We start from the raw sequence: 23,967 nt of genomic DNA, 5'->3' as shown, positions 1-23,967 counted from the left end.
GAATGCTCACTTATGTACGACTTGTTTTCGTACACTTTTCCAAGTATATATTACTTGAAAAATACACCTTAGAACGATTAAATCAGAAGTGGCATTTTTTTCTTCGTTTTTGTTGGTTTATTGCTCCTATAGATCATTAACTGTTCACTTCTCTGGATCTTATTCCATCGGAGAATTTGGTTGCGTGTTTTCTTTGTCTAATTGAACGATGACGGTCGTACCTACTTTTGGGATACTGTTATAACTGATTTTTCCATGATGCAATTCAACGATTTTTTTGACTAGTGATAAGCCCAGCCCGTTCCCAGAAAATTGACGACTGGATTCCCCTTGATAAAATTTCTCAAAGAGTCGTGCTTGTGTTTCTTGATCCATTCCCACGCCAGAATCTGTCACTTCAACGATTACTTGAGTGGCATTTTGTGTTAGGCGAATCTTGATTTTCCCTTGTGGTTGATTGTACTTGATGGCATTGTCCATGAGATTCAGCCAGACTTGATATAGAAATTCTTCATTACCGACAAAGTTGACACTTTCCAGATCGATCTCCAGTTGAAGGTGTTCTTGCTCCCATTTAGGTTGTAAAAAAACAATCACTTCACGAATCTGTTCATCTAAACGAAACGGACGCTTTTCTAATTTGATTCGCTGATTTTCTAATTTATTCAATTTCAGTGTGTTCTCTGTCAATTGCGAAAGCTGAGTGATGCTCTCAATGATCCGTTGCAAGAAAACCTGCTTTTCTTCTTCTGAAATGTTAGGTGCCTGCAATAATTGGACGTATCCTTGGATCGTGGCAAGCGGCGTCTTGAATTCATGAGAAACATTGGAAACAAAGTCATTTCGTAACGTTTCGATACTACTCAATTCTTGGACCATCACGTTGAAATCTTTGTATAGTTGCTGCACTTCTTCGACTTTTTGTTGCTCATCCATCCGAATCGAAAAATCGCCAGTTGCTACTTTGCTCATATTCGTTCGTAAATCACTGATCGGCAGCAAGATCCGACGACCGACAAAGATCGAGATCCCTGTGCCCACCATCATACTAAATCCTGCAAAAACGACTAAAGGAAACCATGTCGCTTGTTGCTCTGAAGCAGGAACTGTTTTATGTGACAGTAAGAAAATAAAACCTAAGAAACACAACAAAGTAACTAAAATGGAAATAAACACAATGCAAGCAAAATAAATCCATAATTGCGAAAAGATTTTTTTACGCATCAAATCACCGCCTTATAGCCTAAGCCGCGAACTGTCATGATCTGGAAATCATCATTTTCAATAAAACGCGTGCGTAATCGTTTGATATGCACATCGATCGTCCGTTCTTCCGTATTGGTATCCAACCCCCATATATCATCCATTAATTGTTGCCGTGTAAAAATCTTATTTGGATAAGAAAGTAGTTTGTACAATAATTGAAATTCTTTTTGTGGAAGTAAGATGGCTTGATCCTGCTTGATCACTTCATACGTTTCTTGGTTCAAGCTAGTTTGTCCAATGTTCAATTGGTGGCTATGATTGATTTTCGCTCGCCGTAACAAGGCTTCTACCCGCAATACCATTTCATTGACATCTACTGGTTTAGTCATATAGTCATCCGTTCCCAGTTGAAATCCCTTCTTTTTATCTTCAAAATCTGCTTTCGCTGTGATGATCAACACAGGTGTTTCTACGCGACTGCTTCGTAAAGTTTCCAACAGTTCATACCCATCCATCACAGGCATCATAATATCTGTGATGATCACATCCACTTGAGTACTCTCTAATCGCTTAAAAGCTTCGGTCCCATTTGCAACGGCGAAAACCAAAAAACCAGCGCGTTCTAAAACGGATTGATAAAGTTGTTGCAAACGCTCATCATCTTCTACTAATAATATTCGATTCATCATTTCTCCTCATGTAATTATTTGAAAAATTTCAGTTTTTTTTCTGATTGTTCATATTCAGTTAACATTCATTCATTATACTACGTTCGTTGTTCTGTTATACTTATTAGTATAACGAATATTTCAAACGGAAAGAAGGGTGACAATGTTACAATTAAAAGAGATAAAGAAATATTATAAAGTTGGTGAAACAACGACAAAAGCATTAGACGGCGTATCCGTCGCTTTTAGAAAAAAAGAATTTGTAGCCATTTTAGGCCCAAGTGGTTCTGGTAAAACAACCATGTTGAACGTGATCGGCGGCTTGGATAATTACGATTCTGGCGATATGGTCATCAACGGAAAGTCCACCAAAGATTTTAAAGATAGCGATTGGGATGCTTATCGTAATAATTCCATCGGTTTTGTATTCCAAAGCTATAACTTGATCGGTCATCTAGGAATCATTGAAAATGTTGAGCTTGGGATGACATTAAGTGGTGTCTCTAAAGACGAGAAACGGAAAAAAGCGGAGGAATCATTGCGTCGTGTTGGTTTGACCGACCACATGCACAAAAAACCCAATCAATTATCTGGTGGACAAATGCAACGTGTCGCGATTGCACGTGCTTTAGCCAATGATCCTGATATCCTTTTATGTGATGAGCCAACCGGTGCTTTAGATACAGAAACAAGTGTACAAATCATGAAATTGATCGAAGAACTATCCAATGAGAAACTAGTGATCATGGTCACACATAACCCTGAGTTGGCACATGAATATGCCGATCGAATCATTGAGTTCTCAGATGGAAAAATCGTTTCTGATTCTAATCCACATATCGAACGTCCAAAAGATGATCAATTCAATCTACGTCGGACAAAGATGAGCTTTTGGACCGCATTAAAATTATCTTTCAATAATATTCGCACGAAAAAAGGCCGGACATTCTTGACTTCCTTTGCTTCAAGTATTGGGATTATCGGGATTGCGATCGTATTGGCCCTATCTACAGGATTCCAAAAACAAATTGATCAAACACAGTCAGAAACGATGGCTCGTTTTCCCATTACGATTTCCAGAGTCACCACTAGCCCACCTTCTGAATCGGATGGCTTGAGCTCTAATACAGCCGACTATCCAGATACGAAAACTGTTACAGCCAAGGTCAGCGACGAAGACCGGGCACAACATACGAATAACATCGACCAAGAATATGTTGATTATGTAACGAGTATCGATCCTGATTTAAGTAATAATATTGGTTTTACCCGCACGACTGGTATCAATTTGTTAAGAGATGTTGACGGCGAAGTACAGCCTGTTAGCTTTTCGAATCAAAACCCAGATTCTGAATCACTATCATTCTCAAGTGCGATGTCTTCCATGACTGGTGTGGGGGTTTCTAGTTTCCCAACACAACTAGATGACCAAAAAGACAATTTCTTAGAATCAAATTACTCATTACTTTCTGGTAGTTATCCTGCCTCTGCAAATGATGTCGTATTGATCGTGGATGGTAATAACAATACCAACATCAATGCGTTGAAAAATTTAGGCTTTGATGTGAAAGACGGCGAAACGCTTGATTTTGACAAAATCGTCGGAACGACTTTCAAATTAGTGAACAATGATACGTACTATACAAAATTACCGACAGGAAACTTCATTCCTAATACGGATTACCAAGCGATGTACGAAGATGCCTCCAGAGAAGTTAAGATTTCTGGTATTCTACGGGTCAAATCTTCTTCTACGATGAATCTGTTATCTCCGGGTATTGCTTACAGCGACCAATTGACAACAGAAATCGTCAATGAAAACAAAAATTCTGAAATCGTTCGAGCGCAAAAAGACAGCGATATGAACGTATTGACGACCGAAAAAGTAGATGACTCAGCAAAACAAACGCTGATCAGCTATTTAGGTGGAGACAGCTTACCTTCAAGTATCATGATCTATCCAAATAATTTTGGCGATAAAGAAGAGATTCTAAACTATTTAGATGAATTCAACAAAGGAAAATCAGATGAAGATAAAATCATCTATTCCGATTTAGCTGGAACGATGACCGAATTGACTGGTGGATTGATGGATGCGATCACGTATGTCTTGATTGCTTTTGCAGGTATTTCACTTGTAACAAGTATGATCATGATCAGCATCATCACTTATACTTCTGTGATCGAGCGGACGAAGGAAATCGGTGTCTTGAAAGCATTAGGTGCGCGTAAGAAAGATATCACACGGGTATTCGATGCAGAGACTTGTATCTTAGGGATTTCTTCTGGTTTACTAGGGGTCTTGATTGCTTGGCTAGCGACTTTCCCAATCAATAGTCTCTTGTACAATATGACTGATTTAGAAAATGTTGCTCAACTAAATCCTGTACACGCCTTGATTTTGATTGTTGTATCAACGATCTTAACGATGTTAGGCGGACACATCCCAGCTCGTATGGCAGCGAAGAAAGATGCAGCGATTGCTTTAAGAGCAGAATAGTAAAATATAATAGAAAAAAACACAGTTGGTTTTGACAAGTAATTTCAAAACCAACTGTGTTTTTGCTTTATTCTTTTGGAAGTAACCTCTTCGGAAATAAGACGGAATCCACCAAAATTTGAAAAGCAATTTTCGTGGATTCCGTCTTATTTCTCGAGGCTGAACACTTCTGTTCCGACCTCATCCATACTGTGGATTTTTTTCTTTCCGCAACTGTTAATTTGATCACACTATTTGTTTGAATTTGAGAGACAAGATATGACTAGCGGTAAAGTAATAATTCACCCGGATGTTTTGACAACGGTTACTTTCACTATATCGCCAATATCCTTACCAATCTTTTGGCGAATGTCTTTGCGTATCCCTAAGATATAACAAATCGTGCTGTCTTCATTTTTTATGCCCATATTCACAATGCTACCTTCATAGGGTTCACCATCAAAAGTGGCAGAAACCTTGATTCTTCCAACATTGTACAATGCCTTCACATCATAAGGAAAGATGACGTATGCGCCACCTTTACCAACTTCAGAGGCATAGATTTTAGATTCAAATTTATGTATTTCAGTCATTATTTCCCCTCCTTTTTTTCAGTATAACAAAGAAATGGAACCGATTGAATCAACAATAAGAAAAACTGTTCGTACTCGGCTGAAAAGACCTGAGTACGAACAGTTTTCCTTTTACTTCTTCACTTCTGCAACTAATTTTGCCAATGCTTGTTTTTGATAAGCTGTCGCTAAGTCTTTTGATACTTGTTGTTGTTCTTCTTGAGACATCGCTGGATTTTGGGCAATAGCCTTCATCAAGCCTTCTTTGACAAATTTTTGTGCTTCGGCTTCCATCGTGCTTTTTTGTTCTTCGACACGTTTTGCCAACTCAGAAGCTTGGTCAGTACTTAATTCGATCCAATCATTCGGAAGTTTGAACGTATTGACCCGGCGTTCATATTCATGGTTGTTGTCCGCCAAGTTGAACCAGAATTTATATTGGTCATTTTTATAGACCCAATAAGTTGTTTCACTGATTTTTTCTGCTTTGCCTTCCGTTTGTTCAACCTTATTTGTTTCATTTTTTGTGCCAGTTGCTTTTGGTTCTTTTTGCTTGTCATCTGTTCGATATAAGTAGACTTTTTCTGTCCCATCTCCTAGTGACTGATAAAGCAACATATTTACGTCTGACTGATCCGCACTGGAAACGAGCGGAGTCGTTTTTGTTTCTGTCACTTCTTCCATACCAAAATGATTAGTGATATTTCCTACGATCAGTCCTAATGAGAGAACAAACAGTAAGCCAAAGACGAGTGAAAGAAGTGTTTGCCATCTTTTTTTGGCAAAAACATTCGTCAAAGCAAAGGCAATGACACTGGCAATCAATACGAAAATAATCATGCGTTATCCCCCACTTCCACCACTACTGGTTCTTTTCTTTTTAAGAAGAAAGCAATCGCAAAACCAATCAAGCCGAAAATGATTGCGACAAAGAAGGCCGCATGGTAACCAGATAAAGTCGCGTTGATTGCTTGATCTTTGTAGGCTAAAGGTGTACTTTTCAACACAGCATCAGTTGGTAGATTATCTTTCGTAACATTCGTCAACACACTGATCAAAATCGCAGTTCCGATCGAACTTGCGATTTGGCGGAAGGTATTGTTCACCGCTGTTCCGTGGCTGATCAAGTTGTTAGGTAAAGCATTCATTCCTGATGTTGTCACCGGCATCATGACCATCGAGATCCCAAACATTCGGATCGCATAAAGAATGACGATATACAAAACAGGTGTCGTTTCAGTCAAGAAGGCAAAAGGTGCTGTAGCTGCTGTTAAGATGAACATCCCAACAATCGCAAGACGTTTTGCTCCATGTTTGTCAAAGATCGCACCAGTGATCGGCATCATTGCCCCCATGATCAATGCTCCAGGAAGCAACATCAAACCTGAGTGGAATGCCGATTCTCCACGAATATTTTGAATATATAAGGGAACGACCATTTCCGCTCCGACCATCGCCATATTCGTTACGCCTGCTAGGATCGCTGCAATTGTAAAGGTTGGTGATTTGAAGACACGCAACTCTAAGAATGGATGTTCTAAATGTAATTGACGCCAAGCAAATGCAGCGATGAAAATCACACCAACGATCAAGAAGCTGATTACTTTCGTACTTCCCCAACCGGCGTCTCCTACGCTTGAAAATCCGTATAGCAAACTACCAAATCCAATTGTTGAAAGAATGGCAGAGAAAATATCGATACTTGGATTGGATAAAGGAATCACACTCTTCATCAAAAAGAACGCAAGTACTAAAACAAGAACGACGATTGGAATAACCATTCCAAATAAATCGCGCCAATGATAGTTATCAATGATATAACCAGATAGTGTTGGGCCTAATGCTGGGGCTAATCCGATAACGATCCCAGACATTCCCATAGCAGAACCTCTTTTTTCTGGTGGGAAGATCGATAGCATGATATTTTGCAATAATGGCATAGATACCCCTACTCCACACGCTTGGATCAATCGTCCAATCAATAATGTACTAAAGTTAGGAGCAGTAAAACAGGTGATCGTCCCAATCAAAAAAATCGTCATAGCAGACAGATATAATTTTCTAGAACTGAACTTATTGATCAACCAAGCAGTAATCGGAATCATGATCCCGTTCACTAGTAAAAAGCCTGTTGTCAACCATTGCACATCAGAAGCTGAAATATCAAAAGCTTTCATCAATGCTGGAAAAGCAGTTGTCAATAAGGTCTGATTCAAGACCGTACAAAATGTCCCAATCAATAACACGACAACTAATAGTGTACGATTATATGGTTTTCCGTAAATATCTACGGGTTGATTCTTACTCATATTTCTCCTTCTTTCTGAATGTTTTCTGAAATCACTAAGATACTTTATTCCTATTTTTAACTTTTGTCAACCTACTTGACACGATAGTCAACAAAAGTATAATTAAGGGAACGACCAACAAAGGAGTGTGACGAATGGTGGGAGCTTCACTTAAACAATTATTGGAAAATGACCATTTATTAGTAGGCATTAGTGAATTGAGTGAGATCGTCGGAGTTTCACCACGACAATTGAGATACTGGGAACAAAAAGGCTTTATTCAATCCGTTACTGCTGACGCGAATTGTTCAAGAAAATACCGATTACCGACAGTGGTCAAAGTTGAGATCATCAAGAAATTTTTAGATGAAGGGTACACGTTGACCAAAGCCGCTGAAAAAGCACAAGAACGTTTAAACAAAATGAGCCATGTCCGAAAAGTATTCTCAAAATCCATTAAAGATATCCAGTTAATTGATGAACGTTACACACTCCTTTTGATCGGTGATTTTAACGATATGGAACAGTTATGTATTATTCATGACGAAGAAACGGATGAACTGTCCTATAAAATCTTCCCAGCAGATGAAACGATCGATCCTAAAAAAGTACTGGAAAAATAAGAAAGATCGCAGGTTGATTTTTTTACTCCATTAAAACTTGTAGCCGACATGCTACAGTTAAATAAAAAGCCACCACGAGGTCTAGACAGAAGTGTTCATCCTCGAGAAATAAGGCGCCATCCACGAAAATTGTTTTTCAAATTTTTGTGGATGGCGCCTTTTTAAGTTGTTTGTCATAAACTTTCCATTTATTTTCTTATTTCTTGTTCCAATACTTGTGTCAACCAGTTGATATATTCGGTTTCTCGATTGATTGCGTGAGACAAGATCAGATAATGGCCATAATTTTCATGTTGGTCTTTTTCTGTCGGGAAAATCACTTGTTGTCGGACGAATAAATGCTGTCTTTTTTCTTCATGAAGCTCCTTTTGCTGTTCAAGAATCTCGATACATGTTGGATCATTGATATCTTTCACAAAATACAGTTTCAAGACAAATTCGTCTCGATTGACTGGAAGTTCATTTGGCGAGGTATGGATCCATTCGTTTAACAAAACACGCCCTTCTTCAGTCAGCTGATAAATTTTCTTTTCTAGCTTGACTCCAGTGATCCCTACTTCATGTTTGATGATTCCTAGTTCTTCCATTTTGGCCAGTTCAGGATAGATCTGACTATGCTTTGCCTGCCAGAATTCACCGATTTCATTTTTGAATGCTTGATTCAATTCATACCCCGTTTGATTTTTTTTGCTCAGTAATCCCAGTAATATATAGCGTAATGTATTTTTTCTAGCCATCAAAATTTCCTCCTTGACATTCTCTCAAAATCATTCTATCATAATCACGTAATCAAAAACATGTAAATTATTACATGTTTTAATTTAAAGGGAGATGTTTTACATGAAACAATTCAAAAACTTAGAAGATTTTATTGGAACTCACTTTATCTATACGTATGATAATGGTTGGGAATATGAATGGTATGCAAAAAATGACCACACCGTTGACTATCGTATTCATGGCGGAATGGTCAAAGGTCGTTGGGTCAAAGATCAAGAAGCAGATATTGTAAAATTAACAGATGGTGTTTTTAAAATCACTTGGACTGAACCAACTGGTACAGACGTTGCTTTAGACTTTATGCCAAATGAGAAAAAACTCCATGGCACGATTTTCTTCCCTAAATGGGTCGAAGAACATCCAGAGATCACTGTCACTTTCCAAAACGAACATATTGCGGAAATGGAAGCTGCTCGTGAAAAATATGAAACATACCCAAAACTAGTTGTTCCAGAATTTGCGACAATTACTTATATGGGTGATGCGGGTGTTGATAATGAAGATGTAATTAGCGAAGAACCTTATGAAGGTATGCCAAAAGACATTCGTGAAGGTCGTTACTTCGACGAAAACTACCGTCGCATCAATAAATAATCACTCTACCTCACTCGTATAAAATCAAAAGCCACTCCTTCAATTGATGAAGACCAGTGGCTTTTTGATCATTATAAACGGAGGCTTTTGTTTCTACCCTTTATTTTATTGTAAATAAATGTGGTCATTTAACTTTTCCAATTGATTTCTTTATGATTTACATAAATAATTTCATGTTATTTTCAAATTTTTTCTAATTCCTTGCCTCTCTTTTCATTAACCTTTATGATAAGTTTAGTTATTATATGAAAAGGAGCCAAACAGTTGAAAAAATATAGACCATATTTTTTGATTTTTATTTTCGCAATTATTTTCGTATTGCCAAATATATTATCACACAAATTGATCATCGGGGCTGATGCGCCATTTCATTACAATCGTTTTTATGATGCAGCCCAACAAATTATTCACGGAGACTTACACTACTTCCCATCGATGTATGGCTTTCAACAAAGCGGTCGGATCGTCAATGCAATCTACGGTCCCTTATTCTCATACTTTCAAGGGTTGATCGTACTCGTTGCTAGAAGTTGGTATCATTACCAGATTTTATCGAATTTTATCCTCTTCCTTATCGCAGGTTGGTCCATGTTGACTTTGTTGCGTTATGTAAAAGTACGTGAATGGGTAAGTGTACCGGTTTCAGTCCTGTTCATGACGACCTATTCGATCCAATATTGGGCTGTCAATCAAGGTTTTACGAGCTGGGGAACAGTATTTTATCCTTTATGTATGATCCCGCTCGTTGATTTCATCGTGCATAAAAAATTCCCTGTCCTCAAAGTAACTGCGGCGATTGCATTGATGACACAGATCCATCTGCTATCTTCTGTGATGCTAGTATTGATGTATATTCCTTTTTATGGGTATTATTTCTTCACACAAACCAACAAGGGAAAAGCTCTTTTACAATTAGGGAAATCAATTTTGCTTTACTTTATCCTAACGGCAAACATCTGGGTAGGTATGGCGATGGTTTACAGTGGGAATGAGATTCTTCCACCTTTCGTCAATCGACGCATGACAGAGAAATCAATCAATCTTGAGGGAAGTTACTGGTTGAATTATCCGAAAATCCTACCTGTCGTTTTATTTGCTGGATTTTTATGTTTCTTATTGTTCCGAAAAAGAGAAGAACTGTTTCCAAAACTTTTGTTGCGCACAAGTGTTGTGTTCTTCTTACTTTCAACCAGCCTGATCCCTTGGAATACATTAGTTGAAAACGAAGTACCATTTATTAGCTTGATCCAGTTTCCGTTTCGTTTCTTTGTTCCATTTACCTTGCTTTTCTTACTTTACTTTGCGATTGTCGCCAATCGTTGGGAAAACAAAACCTGGTTACGGATAGCTGCGACCTTACTGATCCTGATCAGTTCTGTTCAAACCATCCAAAACTTATACCGTCACCTCGATAAATGGGAAGATGAAACCTTTGTCAGTCGTCATACGTATTTGTTCGATACACCTGATGAAGCAAGAAAAACCTTCTATAGTCGTGATATGTCGAAAAGTTTATTTGTTTTCCAAAAGACAACACCAGACTATTTACCGATCTATAAACAAACGACAGCGAATAAATACGATCGCTACAATGAAGAAATTTTAGAAAATGAAACAACGTTTATCAAATCCCATCCTGATGGTCGGTTGAGCATCAAATGGAAAAACACTGGTGAGCCAACTGTTCATGTACCAGTCATTGTTTATGATCGCACCGTTTTGATGCAAAATGGACAGAAATTGACGGATTTTGAATTGACCGATATCGGGACACCGATCGTTAAGCAGCATAATGGCATCAACGAAATCATTCTCTATTACGACCTTCCAGTCTATTTCTACTTCGTTGTTGCTGCGACTATTGCCGGTTGGCTATCCTTTTTAGGCATCTATCTTTCACAAAAGTTTAATTTTAGGAAAGAAAAAAATGTGAAAATCAGCTAGACCATCATTTTTTAGATTATGTGAAACATCTATCATCTAGGCATAAGAATAAGCGAGGGTGTGACAGATTGACTGTCACACCCTCGCTTAGTTTTAAAATTCGAGAGTAGATAATTAATTTATCCTTTCTCAGCAGACATTCTCTTAGTTAATCGTTATATAAAACGTAAGCAGGTGGGTATGAAAAATCCTAAGACTTGTCAGCTCTTATTCGTTCGCTTTATCTTAATCAATCCAATCGTTCACCTCATCAAACTTATTTGAGTGAGTCCACCTACGGCAAAAAGCACCTATCTTATAGCTCCATTTCCACAGCTACCCCAAAATGATCGCTCACGATCGGGCCATTCGTCCCATCAAAGACGCGCGTATACGTACTGACTTTACTATCAGTCGGAACGAAAATATAGTCGATTCGCAGTGCTTCTGTATTGTTTTCCCAGCCATCGATTTTTTTCTCGATCGTGGCTTCTTCAGATTTTTGTTCGGCTAAAACATATGAATCTTTGATCTTCAATTGGTTGTCTTCATTAACTAAGCGATACCCTTCCTCACCTGCTGGATTATTAAAATCACCCATCAACAAGCAAGGTATTTGATAAGTCAAGAGTTCTTTCTGTAAGAATTGCCACTCGTAGGCAAAGCCCGTTTCTATATCTGACCACCAAGAGAAATGACAGCTTGCGACAACGAGTGATTGATTGTCAATAACTGTTTCGGCAACAAGAATCATACGTGTACGGTAGTTTTCTTTTTCTTTTGTTTCAGACACTATGTATGCCCGACTATCCAAAGGAGCTTTTGATAAAATAGCGTTTCCTTCTTCGTACTTATCATAACCAATATGACTCATTTCCCAACTCCAAAAATAAGCTTCTCCTGCTTCAGCTAGTCGTTGGATCAAACAATAAGCGAAATTGTCTTTGTGGATGGGGGTCTGATTCGTTACTGGACAAAAACCGACTAGCTCTTGTTCATTTACGATTTCTGTTTCAATCAGTTGATTGACCTCTTGTAAAGCAATTACATCATAGCTCTCAACTAAAATCTTGTCTGCAAGCTCTTGTAGTTTAGTTATTGGTTCTTTTTCCAACCAACTATGTGTGTTCAATGTCATTATTTTCATTTTTTCGGAACCTCTCTTCTATTTTTACATAAAAATCAGAGACTGCTACGTCAGCGCTGATCATTGAAGAAATCTCTCCTCAATCGTCTCGCTTTTTCGTCACAATCTCTGATCACTTCTTTTATTTATTATAGCTTGATTTTTCCGATTTCTGTACCCATTTCAACAGAACCAAGTGTAGTGATCGCAATTTCTTTCACTTTATCATCTGTGAAAACAACCATGATCGTTGTATCTTTTCCTTGTTCTTTGACTTTTGCAAGATCCATGCGTGCAATCGGCATGCCTGGTGTGACTTCTTGTCCTTCTTTCACAGATACTTCAAATGCAGGTTGCGCCATTTGGACAGTATCGATTCCCATGTGGATCAGTACTTCTGCGCCTTCAGCTGTTTCCATCCCGATGGCGTGTTTCGTTGGGAATACGCTAACGATTTTACCCGCTACTGGAGCAGTGATCGTATCTGTTTCAGGAATGACAGCAAAACCGTCACCCATCATTTTTTGTGAGAATACTGGATCATTGACCGCTGCTAAAGCAATCACTTCTCCTTTGGCTACTGCGTACAATTCTTTTTCGATTCCTAATGCTGCTGTCGCTGTTTCTTTTTCCATCACGACTTCTTTGACTTGTGGTTCAGGAATATCTGCCCCTGATTGCAACAAATCTTCAATATCTGATTTTAACACATCTGCTTTTGGCCCATAAACTGCTTGGACACCATTGTCTTTGACGATCAAGCCCATTGCGCCAGCACGTTTCCACGCGTCTTCTGAACCAACTCTACCTCGATCTGCCACTGTTACACGTAAACGCGTCATACAAGCATCCACGTCTTTGATATTTTCTTTTCCACCTAATAAATGGATGATTTGGATAATTTGTTGATCCGCCGCTCCTGTTGTCGTGCCAGTGGTTGTTTCTTCACTGTCACTATCATAGTTCCCATTACGTCCTGGTGTCGCAAAGTTGAATTTCTTGATCAAGAAGTTTGCTAAGAAATAAGTGACTACGCCAAAGAGAATGACACAGATGACGAAGTTGATCAAATCGCCGCCAAGTCCTGCTTTGATCCCTAATGGTGTTCGCGTCAATAATTCGATATTCCCGAAAGAGTGGACACGTAATGGTAAGATATCCGCCATCGCAAAAGCTGCCCCTTGGATCACTGCATAGATTGCATACAGTGGAACTGCCGCAAACATAAACATAAATTCTAGTGGTTCTGTTACCCCTGTTAAAAAGACAGCTAAAGCAGCGGAGAAATACATGGATTTGTATTTTGCTTTTTTGTCTGGATCGACATTACGATACATCGCAAGTGCCATCCCCATCAAAATACCAGAAGAACCAATCATTTGACCGACTTTGAAACGTGCCGGTGTCCAATTGTTCAAGACGAATTCATACTGTGCCATGTCTCCTGCACCTCGCAGATTCACTAAGTCAGTTGCCCAAGCTAACCATAGTGGATCTTGACCAAATACCTGTGTACCGGCTTGTGCGCCAGATAGAATCTCATATGTTCCACCTAATTGCGTATAGTTGATTGGAATCGTCAACATGTGGTGTAAACCAAAAGGTAGTAATAACCGTTCTAATGTTCCATATAAAAATGGTGCTAAAATTGGTGCGCTATCTTGCGATTGTGCAATCCATAAACCAAAGTTGTTGATTCCTGCTTGAATGGCTGGCCAGACAGCTGCCAAAATAAGAGCTACGATCGTTGACCAAAGAATCACTACAAAAGGAACAAATCGTTTCCCATTAAAGAAAGAAAGTGCATCTGGTAATTTACGGTAGTTATAGTATTTGTTATAAGCCATCGCACCGACGAACCCAGCGATGATCCCTACGAATACCCCCATATTCAATGCAGGAGCTTCTAAGACACTCGTAAAGAATCCTTTCACCATGATTCGTGTACCGAACAACGTATGTGTGAAGGCATCTTCGTTTGCTAACATCTCTGTTGTGACACCGAAGATCGCTCCTGTGATCCGATTGATCAAAACAAACGAGATTCCGGCAGCGAATGCACCACCCGCTCGTTCTTTTGCCCAACTACCACCTATCGCTAATGCAAATAATAAATGCAAGTTCCCAATAATTGCCCAACCAATACTTTCAAGAACGCCACCCGTAGTGACAAGTGCTGCCATGTTCGGGTTGATCAATGGGATCGATTTCCCGATACTGATCATTAAACCAGCAGCTGGCATAACTGCTACAACGACCATTAAAGCCTTTCCAAATTTCTGCCAAAAATCAAAACTAAACATTTTCTTCAATTTCTATCTCTCCTTTACGCAATCGGTTTCGTTAATCCGTATTATAGAGGTAATTCCTTTTTTTGTAAATGCTTTATTTTTATTTTATTTATTTTTTTATCCAAAAGCATGATACATCTAATATATTAAGAATGATATAGATAAACTATGACAAGTATGCTTTCCATCCCCTTGCGAAGTGTTCGCCAATAAAAAAGATTGAGTATTTATCAGTTTACTATTGACTGACGCAACCGGTTGCGTTTATTATAAACCTAAGAAATGAAACATTTAGGAGGAGAATCATGAAACAAATCAAACGCTTATTCCAAATCGACCCTTGGAAAATCAGCACGACAACATTAGATAAAGAAAACTTGCGTTTACAAGAGTCATTGACAAGTATCGGAAACGGCTACATGGGAATGCGTGGAAACTTTGAAGAAACGTACTCTGGGGATCATCACCAAGGCACTTATTTAGCAGGTATCTGGTATCCCGACAAAACTCGTGTGGGTTGGTGGAAAAACGGCTATCCTGAATACTTCGGCAAAGTCATCAATGCAGTAAATTTTATCGCAATGGATATTTACATCAACGACCAATTGATTGACTTAGCTTCACTAGATCCAGAAGATTTCTCTTGGGAATTAGATATGAAAAACGGGGTCTTATCTCGTCAATTTACGATTACGACAGGTACAAATAAAGTTCGTTTCTCATTTGAACGTTTCTTGAGTATTGTTAAAAGCGAAGCGGCTTATATTCGTGTAAAGGTTGAATTGATCGCCGGCTCTGCCACTGTAAAATTTGTTTCGAAACTCGATGGAAATGTCCAAAATGAAGATAGTAACTACGATGAGCATTTCTGGAATCAGATCGACCGTGGCACAAAAGACTCAATCGGTTATTTGACAACGAAGACCATCCCTAACGCATTTGACATTAAACAATTCACTGTCACTGCTGGGATGCGCCATTTTATCAATGGCAAAGAAACGACACCTCTATTTGAAGAGCAAACATTAGCGTTACAGGGTGTATTCTCTTATGATCTAACACAAAACGAACCTGTGGTCATAGATAAAGAAGTCTTGATTTTGACAAGTCGTGATATCCCTGAAGCACAACAAGTGGCAACACTTATGGATGAATTTGATCAGTTAACTACTCATTATGATGAAGCCAAAAAAGAACAAACAACCGCTTGGGCAAAACGTTGGGAATTAGCTGACGTAGTGATCGAAGGCGACGATGAAGCGCAACAAGGAATCCGTTTCAATCTTTTCCAATTGTTCTCTACTTATTATGGAGAAGACGAACGCTTGAATATTGGACCAAAAGGCTTCACTGGTGAAAAATACGGCGGTGCGACGTACTGGGATACAGAAGCTTACGCTGTGCCATTATATCTGGCATTAGCTGACCCGGAAGTCACAAAAAATTTATTGAAATACCGTCATAATCAGTTACCACAAGCCATCCACAATGCCCAACAACAAGGATTGAAAGGGGCGCTTTATCCAATGGTGACCTTTACAGGTGTCGAGTGCCACAATGAGTGGGAAATCACCTTTGAAGAAATCCATCGTAACGGTGCGATTGCTTACGCGATCTACAATTATACAAATTATACAGGCGATACGTCTTATCTGAAAAATGAAGGACTTGAAGTATTGGCTGAGATTGCTCGTTTCTGGGCGGATCGTGTCCATTACTCCAAACGTCAAAACAAGTATATGATCCATGGTGTGACTGGTCCGAACGAATACGAAAACAATATCAATAACAATTGGTACACGAATACGATCGCTGCTTGGGTCCTTCGTTATACTCGTGAAAATTATTTAGCGTTCAAAGAAGAAACAACAATTGAAATCAGCGAAGAAGAATTAGCAAAATGGGCAGATATTGTCGAAAACATGTACTACCCGATCGACGAGGAACAAGGAATTTTTGTCCAACATGATACATTCCTAGACAAAGATTTGATGCCAGTTTCTGATCTACCACTTAGCGAATTGCCATTGAACCAAAAATGGTCTTGGGATAAGATCTTGCGTTCTTGCTTCATCAAACAAGCGGATGTGTTACAAGGCATCTATTTCTTCAATGAAGAATTTACAAAAGAGGAAAAACAACGGAACTTTGATTTCTATGAGCCGATGACGGTTCATGAGTCTTCTCTTTCTCCAAGTATCCACGCGATTTTAGCTGCTGAACTTGGTTTGGAAGAAAAAGCGGTCGAAATGTACCAACGTACTGCTCGCTTAGATTTGGATAACTATAACAACGATACAGAGGATGGATTGCATATCACGTCAATGACAGGTAGTTGGTTAGCGATCGTTCAAGGTTTTGCACAAATGAAAACCGCCCATGGTGAATTATCTTTTGCACCATTTTTACCAAACACATGGAATGCCTATTCTTTCCATATCAATTACCGCGGTCGCTTGATTTTCATCGCTGTTTCTGAGGAACAAGTCACATTTACATTACTGAATGGTGAGTCACTGGAATTGACTGTGTATGGACAAACACAAGAGCTAACAGATCAATTGACGATTCCATTAAGAAAGGACGATGCACATGTTTAAAGGTGTCCTATTTGATTTAGACGGTGTCATCACCGACACAGCAGAATTCCATTATCGCGCCTGGAAAAAACTTGGTGAAGAAATCGGGATTTCAATCGACCGAAACTTCAACGAACAATTAAAAGGGGTCAGCCGAGAAGATTCATTAACATTGCTTCTTGCTTATGGCAAGAAAGAAAATGACTTTTCAAACGAAGAATTCGCTACTTTAGCTAAACGTAAAAATGAGTATTATCTAGAAATGATCCAAGAAATCACGCCAGCAGACGTATTTCCGGGTATCGTTCCTTTATTAACAGAATTAAAGGACGCTGGCATCAAGATCGCCTTAGCTTCTGCTAGTAAAAACGGGCCATTGTTACTAGATAAAATGCAATTGACGGATTACTTTGATGCGATTGCTGATCCTAGCAAAGTAGCAAGTGGCAAACCCGCCCCTGATATCTTTTTATTAGCAGCCAAAGAAATCGGATTAGCGGCAACTGATTGTTTAGGTATTGAAGATGCAAAAGCAGGCATCCAAGCGATCATCGCAAGTGGTGCTTATCCTGTAGGAGTTGGACGCAAGGAAGATCTTGGGGAGGACATTCCGATCGTCGCTGATACGTCTTCGTTAACACTCGACTATCTACAACACGTTTGGCGCAAAGATGTCTGAACCAAGCATCTCTGTCCTCCCCATCAAACAAACAAATCTAAAAAAAATCACATTGAAGAACGACGAGCTAGAAGTCGTTCTTCTCAATTATGGCGCTCGCTTGCATCAAATATTCACAGCAGATAGATCTGGCCACATGGAAAACATCCTACTCTCTTATGACGATATTCAAGATGTTTTATCTGATCAAAGTTTTTTCGGTGCAACGGTTGGGCCAGTGGCAGGTAGGATCAGAAACGGTGAATGGGGTCCTCACCAACTAGAAAAAAATAATGGCAACCATCATATCCACGGCGGAACAAACGGCTGGTCCTTTCAGTTTTGGGAGGTAGAAGTATTCAAATCCCCTCAAGCAGTGGGTGTCGTCTTTTATTTAAAAGATACATTTTCAGGTTATCCTGGACCAATCACCGCGACTGTGACCTATCAATTAGAAGGAAATAGATTAGTGATGATCACTAAAGCCAACAGTGTAGTAGAAACGATTTGCAACCCGACAAACCATGCCTATTTCAATCTATCTGGAAATGGAAAACGTGATATTGATTCCCATCAACTCCAGATTCAATTAGATAGCTTGTTACTTTTGGATCATGACAAATTACCTACAGGGGAAACACTAGACAAAGCGGACTTACCAATCAATTTTCAAGAACCAAATACACTGATAGAGATTTTATCCACGTATCCTTCCGGTCTTGATGACGTTTTTTTATTAAATACGCCTAAACTCACCAAAAATAGTTTAACTTTATCAGAAGAAGCTTCCGGTCGCCAAATGAATATAGCAACTACGAACAAAAGTATGGTATTATTTTCTACAACTAGGTTTGATGCAGATTTACAGATCAACGGTCAAAACATGCATTCTCATTTTGGCTTAGCAATCGAACCACAAGAAATACCAGATATCGTTCATTTTCCGGAGTTTGGCTCGATTACGCTACGCCCTGGACAAGAACGTGTCAGCCAAACAACTTATGAATTTAGTACATTCACTTAACCAGTTTTATTTAGCTTGGTTTCAAAGACGATGGACGATGAAAAAGAAAGGTGATTTAACTTATGGCAATTACAGTGAAAGATGTTGCAAAAAAAGCAGGCGTAGCGACATCTACTGTTTCTCGCGTGATCAATGACCATCCAAGTATTTCCGAAACAACAAAAAAGAAAGTACGAAAAATCATGGATGAACTAGGATATGTCCCCAATATCACAGCGAGAAATCTTGGTAAACGTGTATCAAGCGCTGTAGGTGTCATTCTTCCACCACTCGATTCCAAAGAGCGTCTTGGCAACCCGTTTTATTTAGAAATCATGGAAGCAATCAACGAAGAAGCACGACATCACGGTGTGACAACAGCTATTGCTACCGCAAAAAGTTTCGACGTCTTATTAGAGAACGTTCAGCGGATGCATTTACAAAAACAAGTTGATGGTTTTATCCTAGTCTACTCCGATAGTGACGATCCAGTCATCGATTATCTTTATGAACAACAGATTCCGTTCACACTGATCGGACAACCGTACCATCATGAGAACGAAATCATCTACATTGATAACGACAATCAACTGTTAGGAAAGCAAGCCACCGAATTTTTGATCGATAATGGCCATAAAAATATTCTTTTCGTGACCAATACAACACATGAAAGTTTATACTTTGAACGCTATTTCGGTTATCAAAAAGCGATGATGTTAGCAGGACTAAACGCCCAACCAAGCGTGACCTTGGAACAGGCTGAAGATTACTTAGATTTTGACACGATCTTAAAAAAAGCTGAAGCGACAGCGCTAGTTGTTATCGATGATATTTTTGCTTTACGCACGATGCAACTCGCCCAAATGTATGGCTATATCATCCCGGAAACCCTTTCGATGATCAGCTTCAATAACTCGATTTTTTCTACATTGATGCATCCTTACTTAACAAGTATCGACATCGATATCTCTGAATTAGGTCGAGTCGCGATGCAAAAATTGCAAGAACTGATCCATGAAGAAGTGAGCAATGGTGTACGCTTAGTGATCCCCCATCGTTTGATCAAACGCGAAACGGTCGTTCCATTGAAAGAAAAATAGGGCATCCATTCCTAGGCAGATCAAACAAAAATAGCAAAGCATCTTGTCTTCGGACAAAAGATACTTTGCTATTTATTTTACTAGTAATCAACTGATCCACTAACGATAAGTTCACATTTGTATTTAACTAGAAAAGAAATCTCTTCCATTCTTTCTAAAAATCCCTAATAATGTGGGTAAAGAGGCATGCGTTAACATGCCCCCTGTAGTCCGTTCAAAGCGGATGGCATTGATAGAGCATTAGAGCACGTCTACTTCGCCAAAAGTTGGAACGGCTCTATTTTTTTGCTCTTGATTTTTTAAGAAAAACAACGAGCCCGGGATATTAGTCACCTTGCATCCCCTAGAACCGAATAAGCGGTGTTCCAGAAGTAACTCCTTCAGAAATAAGCGTGAAACCCCAAAAATTTGAAGAACAATTTTCGGGGTTTCACGCTTATTTCTCGGAGCTGAACACTTCTGTCACAACCTCGTTGTTTTATATCCTCTAATAGGGAGTTTCCCCCACTATTCTTTTAAGTCTGCTTCAACATCAGTCAACCAGGTTGTTTTCTTCACGCGATTGATGATCAGCGGAATAACGAACATCACGATCGCGATGACCGCAACAAGCAATGCATCCGCTAATGTTGAAGTTCCTAACGTTGAAACAACAACGGCGATAATTGCCAACATCAGCATACAGCTAACCAGCCACGCAAAGCCATTTCCTTTTTTACCGATCCGATAAGGGCGAGGCAATTCTGGATGGCTAGTTCTCATTTTCACTAAAGATATGGCAATCAAGAGATATACGATACAATAAATCACTGTTGTTGCATTCGTCAATGTAAGAAAGACCGCACTTACATCATCCATGACACCATAAAGTAACGCAAAGAGGGAAATAACTACTGATTGCGTCAATACCACATTTCTTGAAACACCATATTCATTTTCTTTATGGAAGCCAAATTTTGGTGGTAAGAATCCTTCACGTGCTACTTGGATGATCGTTTTAGAAGGTCCAGTTACCCAAGCAGACAATTGTAATAACACACCAATGAAGACCATAAAGCTGAAGATATTACCGATGATCGTTGGCAATCCTAAAATATCACAATAGATCAATACTGGTTGTGTGATGTTTGCCAATTCCATTGTTCCTTCTGGTACGACATTTGCAACAAACAAAGCGTTGATGACATTCAATAAAACTAGTCCGATCAATGCAATAAAGACCCCTTTAGTATAGTTCTTCGTCGCATCTTTCAAACGAGGCATATACACTGAGCTCATTTCGATCCCTACAAAGATAAATGTGATCCCTGCCAAATATTTCAATGAATCACTGTGTTGTAGATCAGGCAGTGCTTTCGACCATGAAAAATCCCCTAAATAGCCATTTGAAACAAGTCCCACTTTGAAAAACGCTAAGATCCCCAAAACAAACATGATCACCACAGGAATATAAACGCCCAACCAAACACCAATATTCCCGCCGACTTTCGCCATGTCAAACTTCAAGTTGAGCAAGGTGATGATCCAGTAGATGACCAAGATACACCCTAAAACGAAGTAGTGATTGTTGCCAAGAGCGGCGTTCCCAAACGTATTCCCTAACAATGGACCTAAGGTAGAAGCGACCATGACCATTCCTGGGAACATTTGCACCCAGAGCAACCATGCAACGACAAATCCCCATTTACTACCTAGAGCTGTTTTGACCCAAAGTTGCGGGCCGCCTTCTTGTGGCAGCATCGTTGATAATTCACCAGAAATCATTGAAATGGGTCCAGCAAAAAACAAGACGGCAAAAATCGTGTAAAAAATCAATGTCCAACCAACAGCTGACAATGTTGGGATACTACGAACAGTGGCACATAGCGCCATGGTCAAACCAATAAATGTTCCTAGCCCCATTTTACTTACTTGAGCTTTACTCAATTTTGACACTCTCCTTATTAATAAATAAATAGGCGTGTCTTTGAAACTTTTCATTAACAGCAAATAAAAGCAAACGTATGGCCAACTTGTGCTTTGAGTATTTTTTGCTTGGATCATCAAGCTTCAAAGGCACTCCAACATGAAAGATTCGATAAGAGAAAGGAGGCTCATTCTTTATTCGTTTCGAACGAGAAATGAGCGCTCATTCTACTTGCTTTCTCTTCGCTCATCATAATATTTACGTTTATTTTGTTTCGTTTGCCACTAACTGATCTGCATAGATTTTTTCCAATTTACTTTGAAGCGCTGCTTTGATTTTTTCCGCATATTCTTCAAAATGTTCTGCTTTATTCATATACGGCGTCATGACACTGGCACGTAAGACTGTGACTTTTCCAGCACGTTCCCATTCTTCTTCTGTAAATCCTAATTGTTTTACAAATTGAAGTGGGCTATTGCCGTAATCTGGAATTGCAAAGTCTGTATGAGATGTCAAGAATTCATTGCCATAGATGCTTCCTTTGACATAAGAAGAATAGTCATACACATCATGGTTCAACTGATTCATTGCTACCAGATCATCATTTCCTTTTTCTTTGAATACATAATCAACCATATTGAAATCTGGATAAGTCAATGGATGAACTTCGATTTCTTTATCTCCCACTTTGAAGGTTAAATTGTTCAAGAAGTGGAAGAAACGATGTGCGCCTTCAATCGATGCGCCCATCAATTTACCATAACCAGTCACATTAAGCGGTAGTACATGATGCGCTGCCCAAACACTTGCAGCAGTTGCTCCGGCTTTTGATCCTTCCAAAATATAGGCACCAAGCAACGCTGGGATATCTGCTCCTTTTTCAAATACATAGGTTGCAAAGTAAGAGATCACATCGCGCATACGGATGTCTTGGATCACGATACCTCCAGCAGAGTAAGGGACATAGCCCATTTTATGCGGATCGATCGTCACTGATTCTGCTTCTTCAATTGCTTGATATGCACGGTGTACTTCTTCTAAAAGATAATCTTTATTTTCTGTGAAGACATGATGTTTTGCGTGTACTTCTTTTAATTGATCAAATGGGATGAATTGATTGTTCTCATCAAGGAAGATCGCACGTCCGTAACCACCATAAGCTGCATCTACATGTAGGTAGAAATAAATGCCTTCTTTTTCTAGCTTGCGACGTAATTCAACGATTTTATCGATTTCATCGATTGCCCCTTCTTCAGTAGAACCAACGACACCAACGACACCTAAAACTGGTGTGTGTTCTGCTGCTAATTCACGGATGATTGTTTCAAGCTCATTGATATCCATGCGATAGTTGTGGTCGACTGGCACTGGAATGACTTGATCTAGTCCGACACCGATAATGTCTGCTGCTTTCAACCATGAATAGTGTTTTGTTTGTGGGACTAACCATTTACCTAATTGTTGTAGATGTTTTCCACTGCGTGCAGAATGTGCTTTGATCTCATCGATTTTTTCTGGCACTTGATCTAACAGATCAATGATTTCCCTAGTTGAAAGATTCATCAATTCCCAATCTGTCTTGCCTGAAACCAATTCAGGTGCCACTTCTTTCATCGCAAGTGGCAATGATTTGATGTTGCGCGCATACCAAAGACCTTCTAAGTTTGCTAATGAGCCATCTGCAACGATATGGCCCCAGCCATTTTTGTACCCCATCAATGTAGCAAATTCCATTCCAACTTCTTCTTCCATTTGACTTGTTGCTGGAGAAGATTCATATGCGACGTTATTTCCATTCCAGAGCATCGCAAAATTATAGGCTAATAATGATGGCATCAATGTTTCAGAGTTCATATGACCCCAATAACGACCTGCATTATGCCATGGGACAGAGTGTGTACGCATCCGCGTAGAGATTTCAGCTAACACGTCTTTTGTTTTATTGATCGTGTGCGCGAAGCTTTCACTGCTTTTTTCTTCCGGCGTAATGATCGGCATATCTTGTGGCATATAATTTTGACGCCATCCTAAGTGTTCGTCCACTAATTCATTCAACAAAGCTTTATAGATTTGGCCATTCTCTGCTTTGTCTCCAATGAATAGTGCATTCAAATTTAAATCATTTCCCTTTGATTCCATTTGAAACCCTCCTAAAAAAAATTAATTAAATT

At 39.2% G+C, this 23,967-nt stretch carries 18 protein-coding genes; 8 read left to right on the top strand and 10 right to left on the bottom strand.

Going from position 1 to position 23,967, the window contains the following annotated elements:
- Nucleotides 1-159: 159 nt before the first annotated feature.
- Nucleotides 160-1,224 carry a HAMP domain-containing sensor histidine kinase gene (locus tag IGJ00_RS02245; protein ID WP_074800393.1) on the bottom strand — a complete coding sequence of 355 codons (1,065 nt, stop codon included), beginning with the start codon at nt 1,222-1,224 and terminating at the stop codon, nt 160-162.
- The gene (locus tag IGJ00_RS02240; protein WP_438844053.1) at nt 1,224-1,892 is read right to left on the bottom strand and encodes a response regulator transcription factor; all 669 of its coding nucleotides are present in this window, start codon (nt 1,890-1,892) and stop codon (nt 1,224-1,226) included. The genes IGJ00_RS02245 and IGJ00_RS02240 overlap by 1 nt, the downstream gene beginning before the upstream one ends.
- A 145-nt stretch (nt 1,893-2,037) precedes the next feature.
- Here IGJ00_RS02240 and IGJ00_RS02235 point away from each other — a divergent pair, with 145 nt between their 5' ends.
- Nucleotides 2,038-4,374 carry an ABC transporter ATP-binding protein/permease gene (locus tag IGJ00_RS02235; protein ID WP_108173391.1) on the top strand — a complete coding sequence of 779 codons (2,337 nt, stop codon included), beginning with the start codon at nt 2,038-2,040 and terminating at the stop codon, nt 4,372-4,374.
- 281 nt (nt 4,375-4,655) lie between these two features.
- Here the strand turns inward: IGJ00_RS02235 and IGJ00_RS02230 are convergent, their stop codons facing one another.
- The 3 genes from IGJ00_RS02230 to IGJ00_RS02220 form a co-directional block, all read right to left on the bottom strand.
- A complete protein-coding gene (locus tag IGJ00_RS02230; protein WP_074800402.1) occupies nt 4,656-4,946 on the bottom strand; it encodes a DUF1905 domain-containing protein in 291 nt (96 codons plus the stop codon).
- Nucleotides 4,947-5,057: 111 nt separating this feature from the next.
- Nucleotides 5,058-5,765: a DUF4811 domain-containing protein gene (locus tag IGJ00_RS02225; protein WP_438844052.1), complete on the bottom strand. Its 708-nt coding sequence runs from the start codon at nt 5,763-5,765 to the stop codon at nt 5,058-5,060.
- Nucleotides 5,762-7,234, bottom strand: coding sequence for an MDR family MFS transporter (locus tag IGJ00_RS02220; RefSeq protein ID WP_019723916.1), 1,473 nt, complete (start codon nt 7,232-7,234; stop codon nt 5,762-5,764). The genes IGJ00_RS02225 and IGJ00_RS02220 overlap by 4 nt, the downstream gene beginning before the upstream one ends.
- Before the next feature lie 134 nt (nt 7,235-7,368).
- On the opposite strand from IGJ00_RS02220, the gene IGJ00_RS02215 reads away from it, so the two are divergent.
- On the top strand, nt 7,369-7,836 hold the full coding sequence (locus tag IGJ00_RS02215) for a MerR family transcriptional regulator (RefSeq protein ID WP_074800409.1): 468 nt from the start codon (nt 7,369-7,371) through the stop codon (nt 7,834-7,836).
- A 188-nt stretch (nt 7,837-8,024) separates the two neighbouring features.
- Here IGJ00_RS02215 and IGJ00_RS02210 read toward each other — a convergent pair whose 3' ends face one another.
- Nucleotides 8,025-8,573, bottom strand: a complete 549-nt coding sequence (locus IGJ00_RS02210; RefSeq protein WP_438844051.1) for a PadR family transcriptional regulator — start codon at nt 8,571-8,573, stop codon at nt 8,025-8,027.
- A gap of 103 nt (nt 8,574-8,676) precedes the next feature.
- Between IGJ00_RS02210 and IGJ00_RS02205 the strand changes: the two genes are divergently transcribed.
- Both IGJ00_RS02205 and IGJ00_RS02200 read left to right on the top strand, forming a co-directional pair.
- A complete protein-coding gene (locus tag IGJ00_RS02205) occupies nt 8,677-9,210 on the top strand; it encodes a phenolic acid decarboxylase (protein ID WP_023519065.1) in 534 nt (177 codons plus the stop codon).
- A 264-nt stretch (nt 9,211-9,474) separates the two neighbouring features.
- Nucleotides 9,475-11,154: a hypothetical protein gene (locus tag IGJ00_RS02200; RefSeq protein WP_086335411.1), complete on the top strand. Its 1,680-nt coding sequence runs from the start codon at nt 9,475-9,477 to the stop codon at nt 11,152-11,154.
- 295 nt (nt 11,155-11,449) lie between these two features.
- Here the strand turns inward: IGJ00_RS02200 and IGJ00_RS02195 are convergent, their stop codons facing one another.
- Nucleotides 11,450-12,280 carry an endonuclease/exonuclease/phosphatase family protein gene (locus IGJ00_RS02195; RefSeq protein ID WP_438844050.1) on the bottom strand — a complete coding sequence of 277 codons (831 nt, stop codon included), beginning with the start codon at nt 12,278-12,280 and terminating at the stop codon, nt 11,450-11,452.
- Between the two features lie 128 nt (nt 12,281-12,408).
- Nucleotides 12,409-14,571: a PTS transporter subunit IIBC gene (locus IGJ00_RS02190; RefSeq protein WP_066026027.1), complete on the bottom strand. Its 2,163-nt coding sequence runs from the start codon at nt 14,569-14,571 to the stop codon at nt 12,409-12,411.
- A gap of 284 nt (nt 14,572-14,855) precedes the next feature.
- On the opposite strand from IGJ00_RS02190, the gene IGJ00_RS02185 reads away from it, so the two are divergent.
- The 4 genes from IGJ00_RS02185 to IGJ00_RS02170 all read left to right on the top strand — a co-directional run bounded on the left by IGJ00_RS02185 (nt 14,856) and on the right by IGJ00_RS02170 (nt 19,890).
- A complete protein-coding gene (locus tag IGJ00_RS02185; protein WP_438844049.1) occupies nt 14,856-17,150 on the top strand; it encodes a glycoside hydrolase family 65 protein in 2,295 nt (764 codons plus the stop codon).
- A complete protein-coding gene (pgmB, locus tag IGJ00_RS02180) occupies nt 17,143-17,808 on the top strand; it encodes a beta-phosphoglucomutase (protein ID WP_108173395.1) in 666 nt (221 codons plus the stop codon). Before IGJ00_RS02185 ends, pgmB begins: the two co-directional genes overlap by 8 nt.
- Entirely contained in the window at nt 17,801-18,811 is a 1,011-nt protein-coding gene (locus tag IGJ00_RS02175) for an aldose epimerase family protein (RefSeq protein ID WP_438844048.1), read from the top strand. The genes pgmB and IGJ00_RS02175 overlap by 8 nt, the downstream gene beginning before the upstream one ends.
- Before the next feature lie 62 nt (nt 18,812-18,873).
- Nucleotides 18,874-19,890: a LacI family DNA-binding transcriptional regulator gene (locus IGJ00_RS02170; RefSeq protein ID WP_074800424.1), complete on the top strand. Its 1,017-nt coding sequence runs from the start codon at nt 18,874-18,876 to the stop codon at nt 19,888-19,890.
- Between the two features lie 507 nt (nt 19,891-20,397).
- Here IGJ00_RS02170 and tyrP read toward each other — a convergent pair.
- Nucleotides 20,398-21,816 (bottom strand): tyrosine-tyramine antiporter, encoded by a 1,419-nt coding sequence (tyrP, locus tag IGJ00_RS02165; protein WP_074800427.1) that lies wholly within the window; start codon nt 21,814-21,816, stop codon nt 20,398-20,400.
- A gap of 244 nt (nt 21,817-22,060) precedes the next feature.
- A complete protein-coding gene (gene tdc, locus IGJ00_RS02160; protein WP_438844047.1) occupies nt 22,061-23,935 on the bottom strand; it encodes a tyrosine decarboxylase in 1,875 nt (624 codons plus the stop codon).
- Between the last annotated feature and the right edge of the window lie 32 nt (nt 23,936-23,967).

It is taken from the genome of Enterococcus sp. AZ062 (assembly GCF_051715065.1).
GTDB classification, from domain to species: domain Bacteria; phylum Bacillota; class Bacilli; order Lactobacillales; family Enterococcaceae; genus Enterococcus_B; species Enterococcus_B mundtii.
The sequence above is the reverse complement of the archived record's forward strand: the minus strand, read 5'-3'. Positions and strand labels throughout refer to the sequence as shown.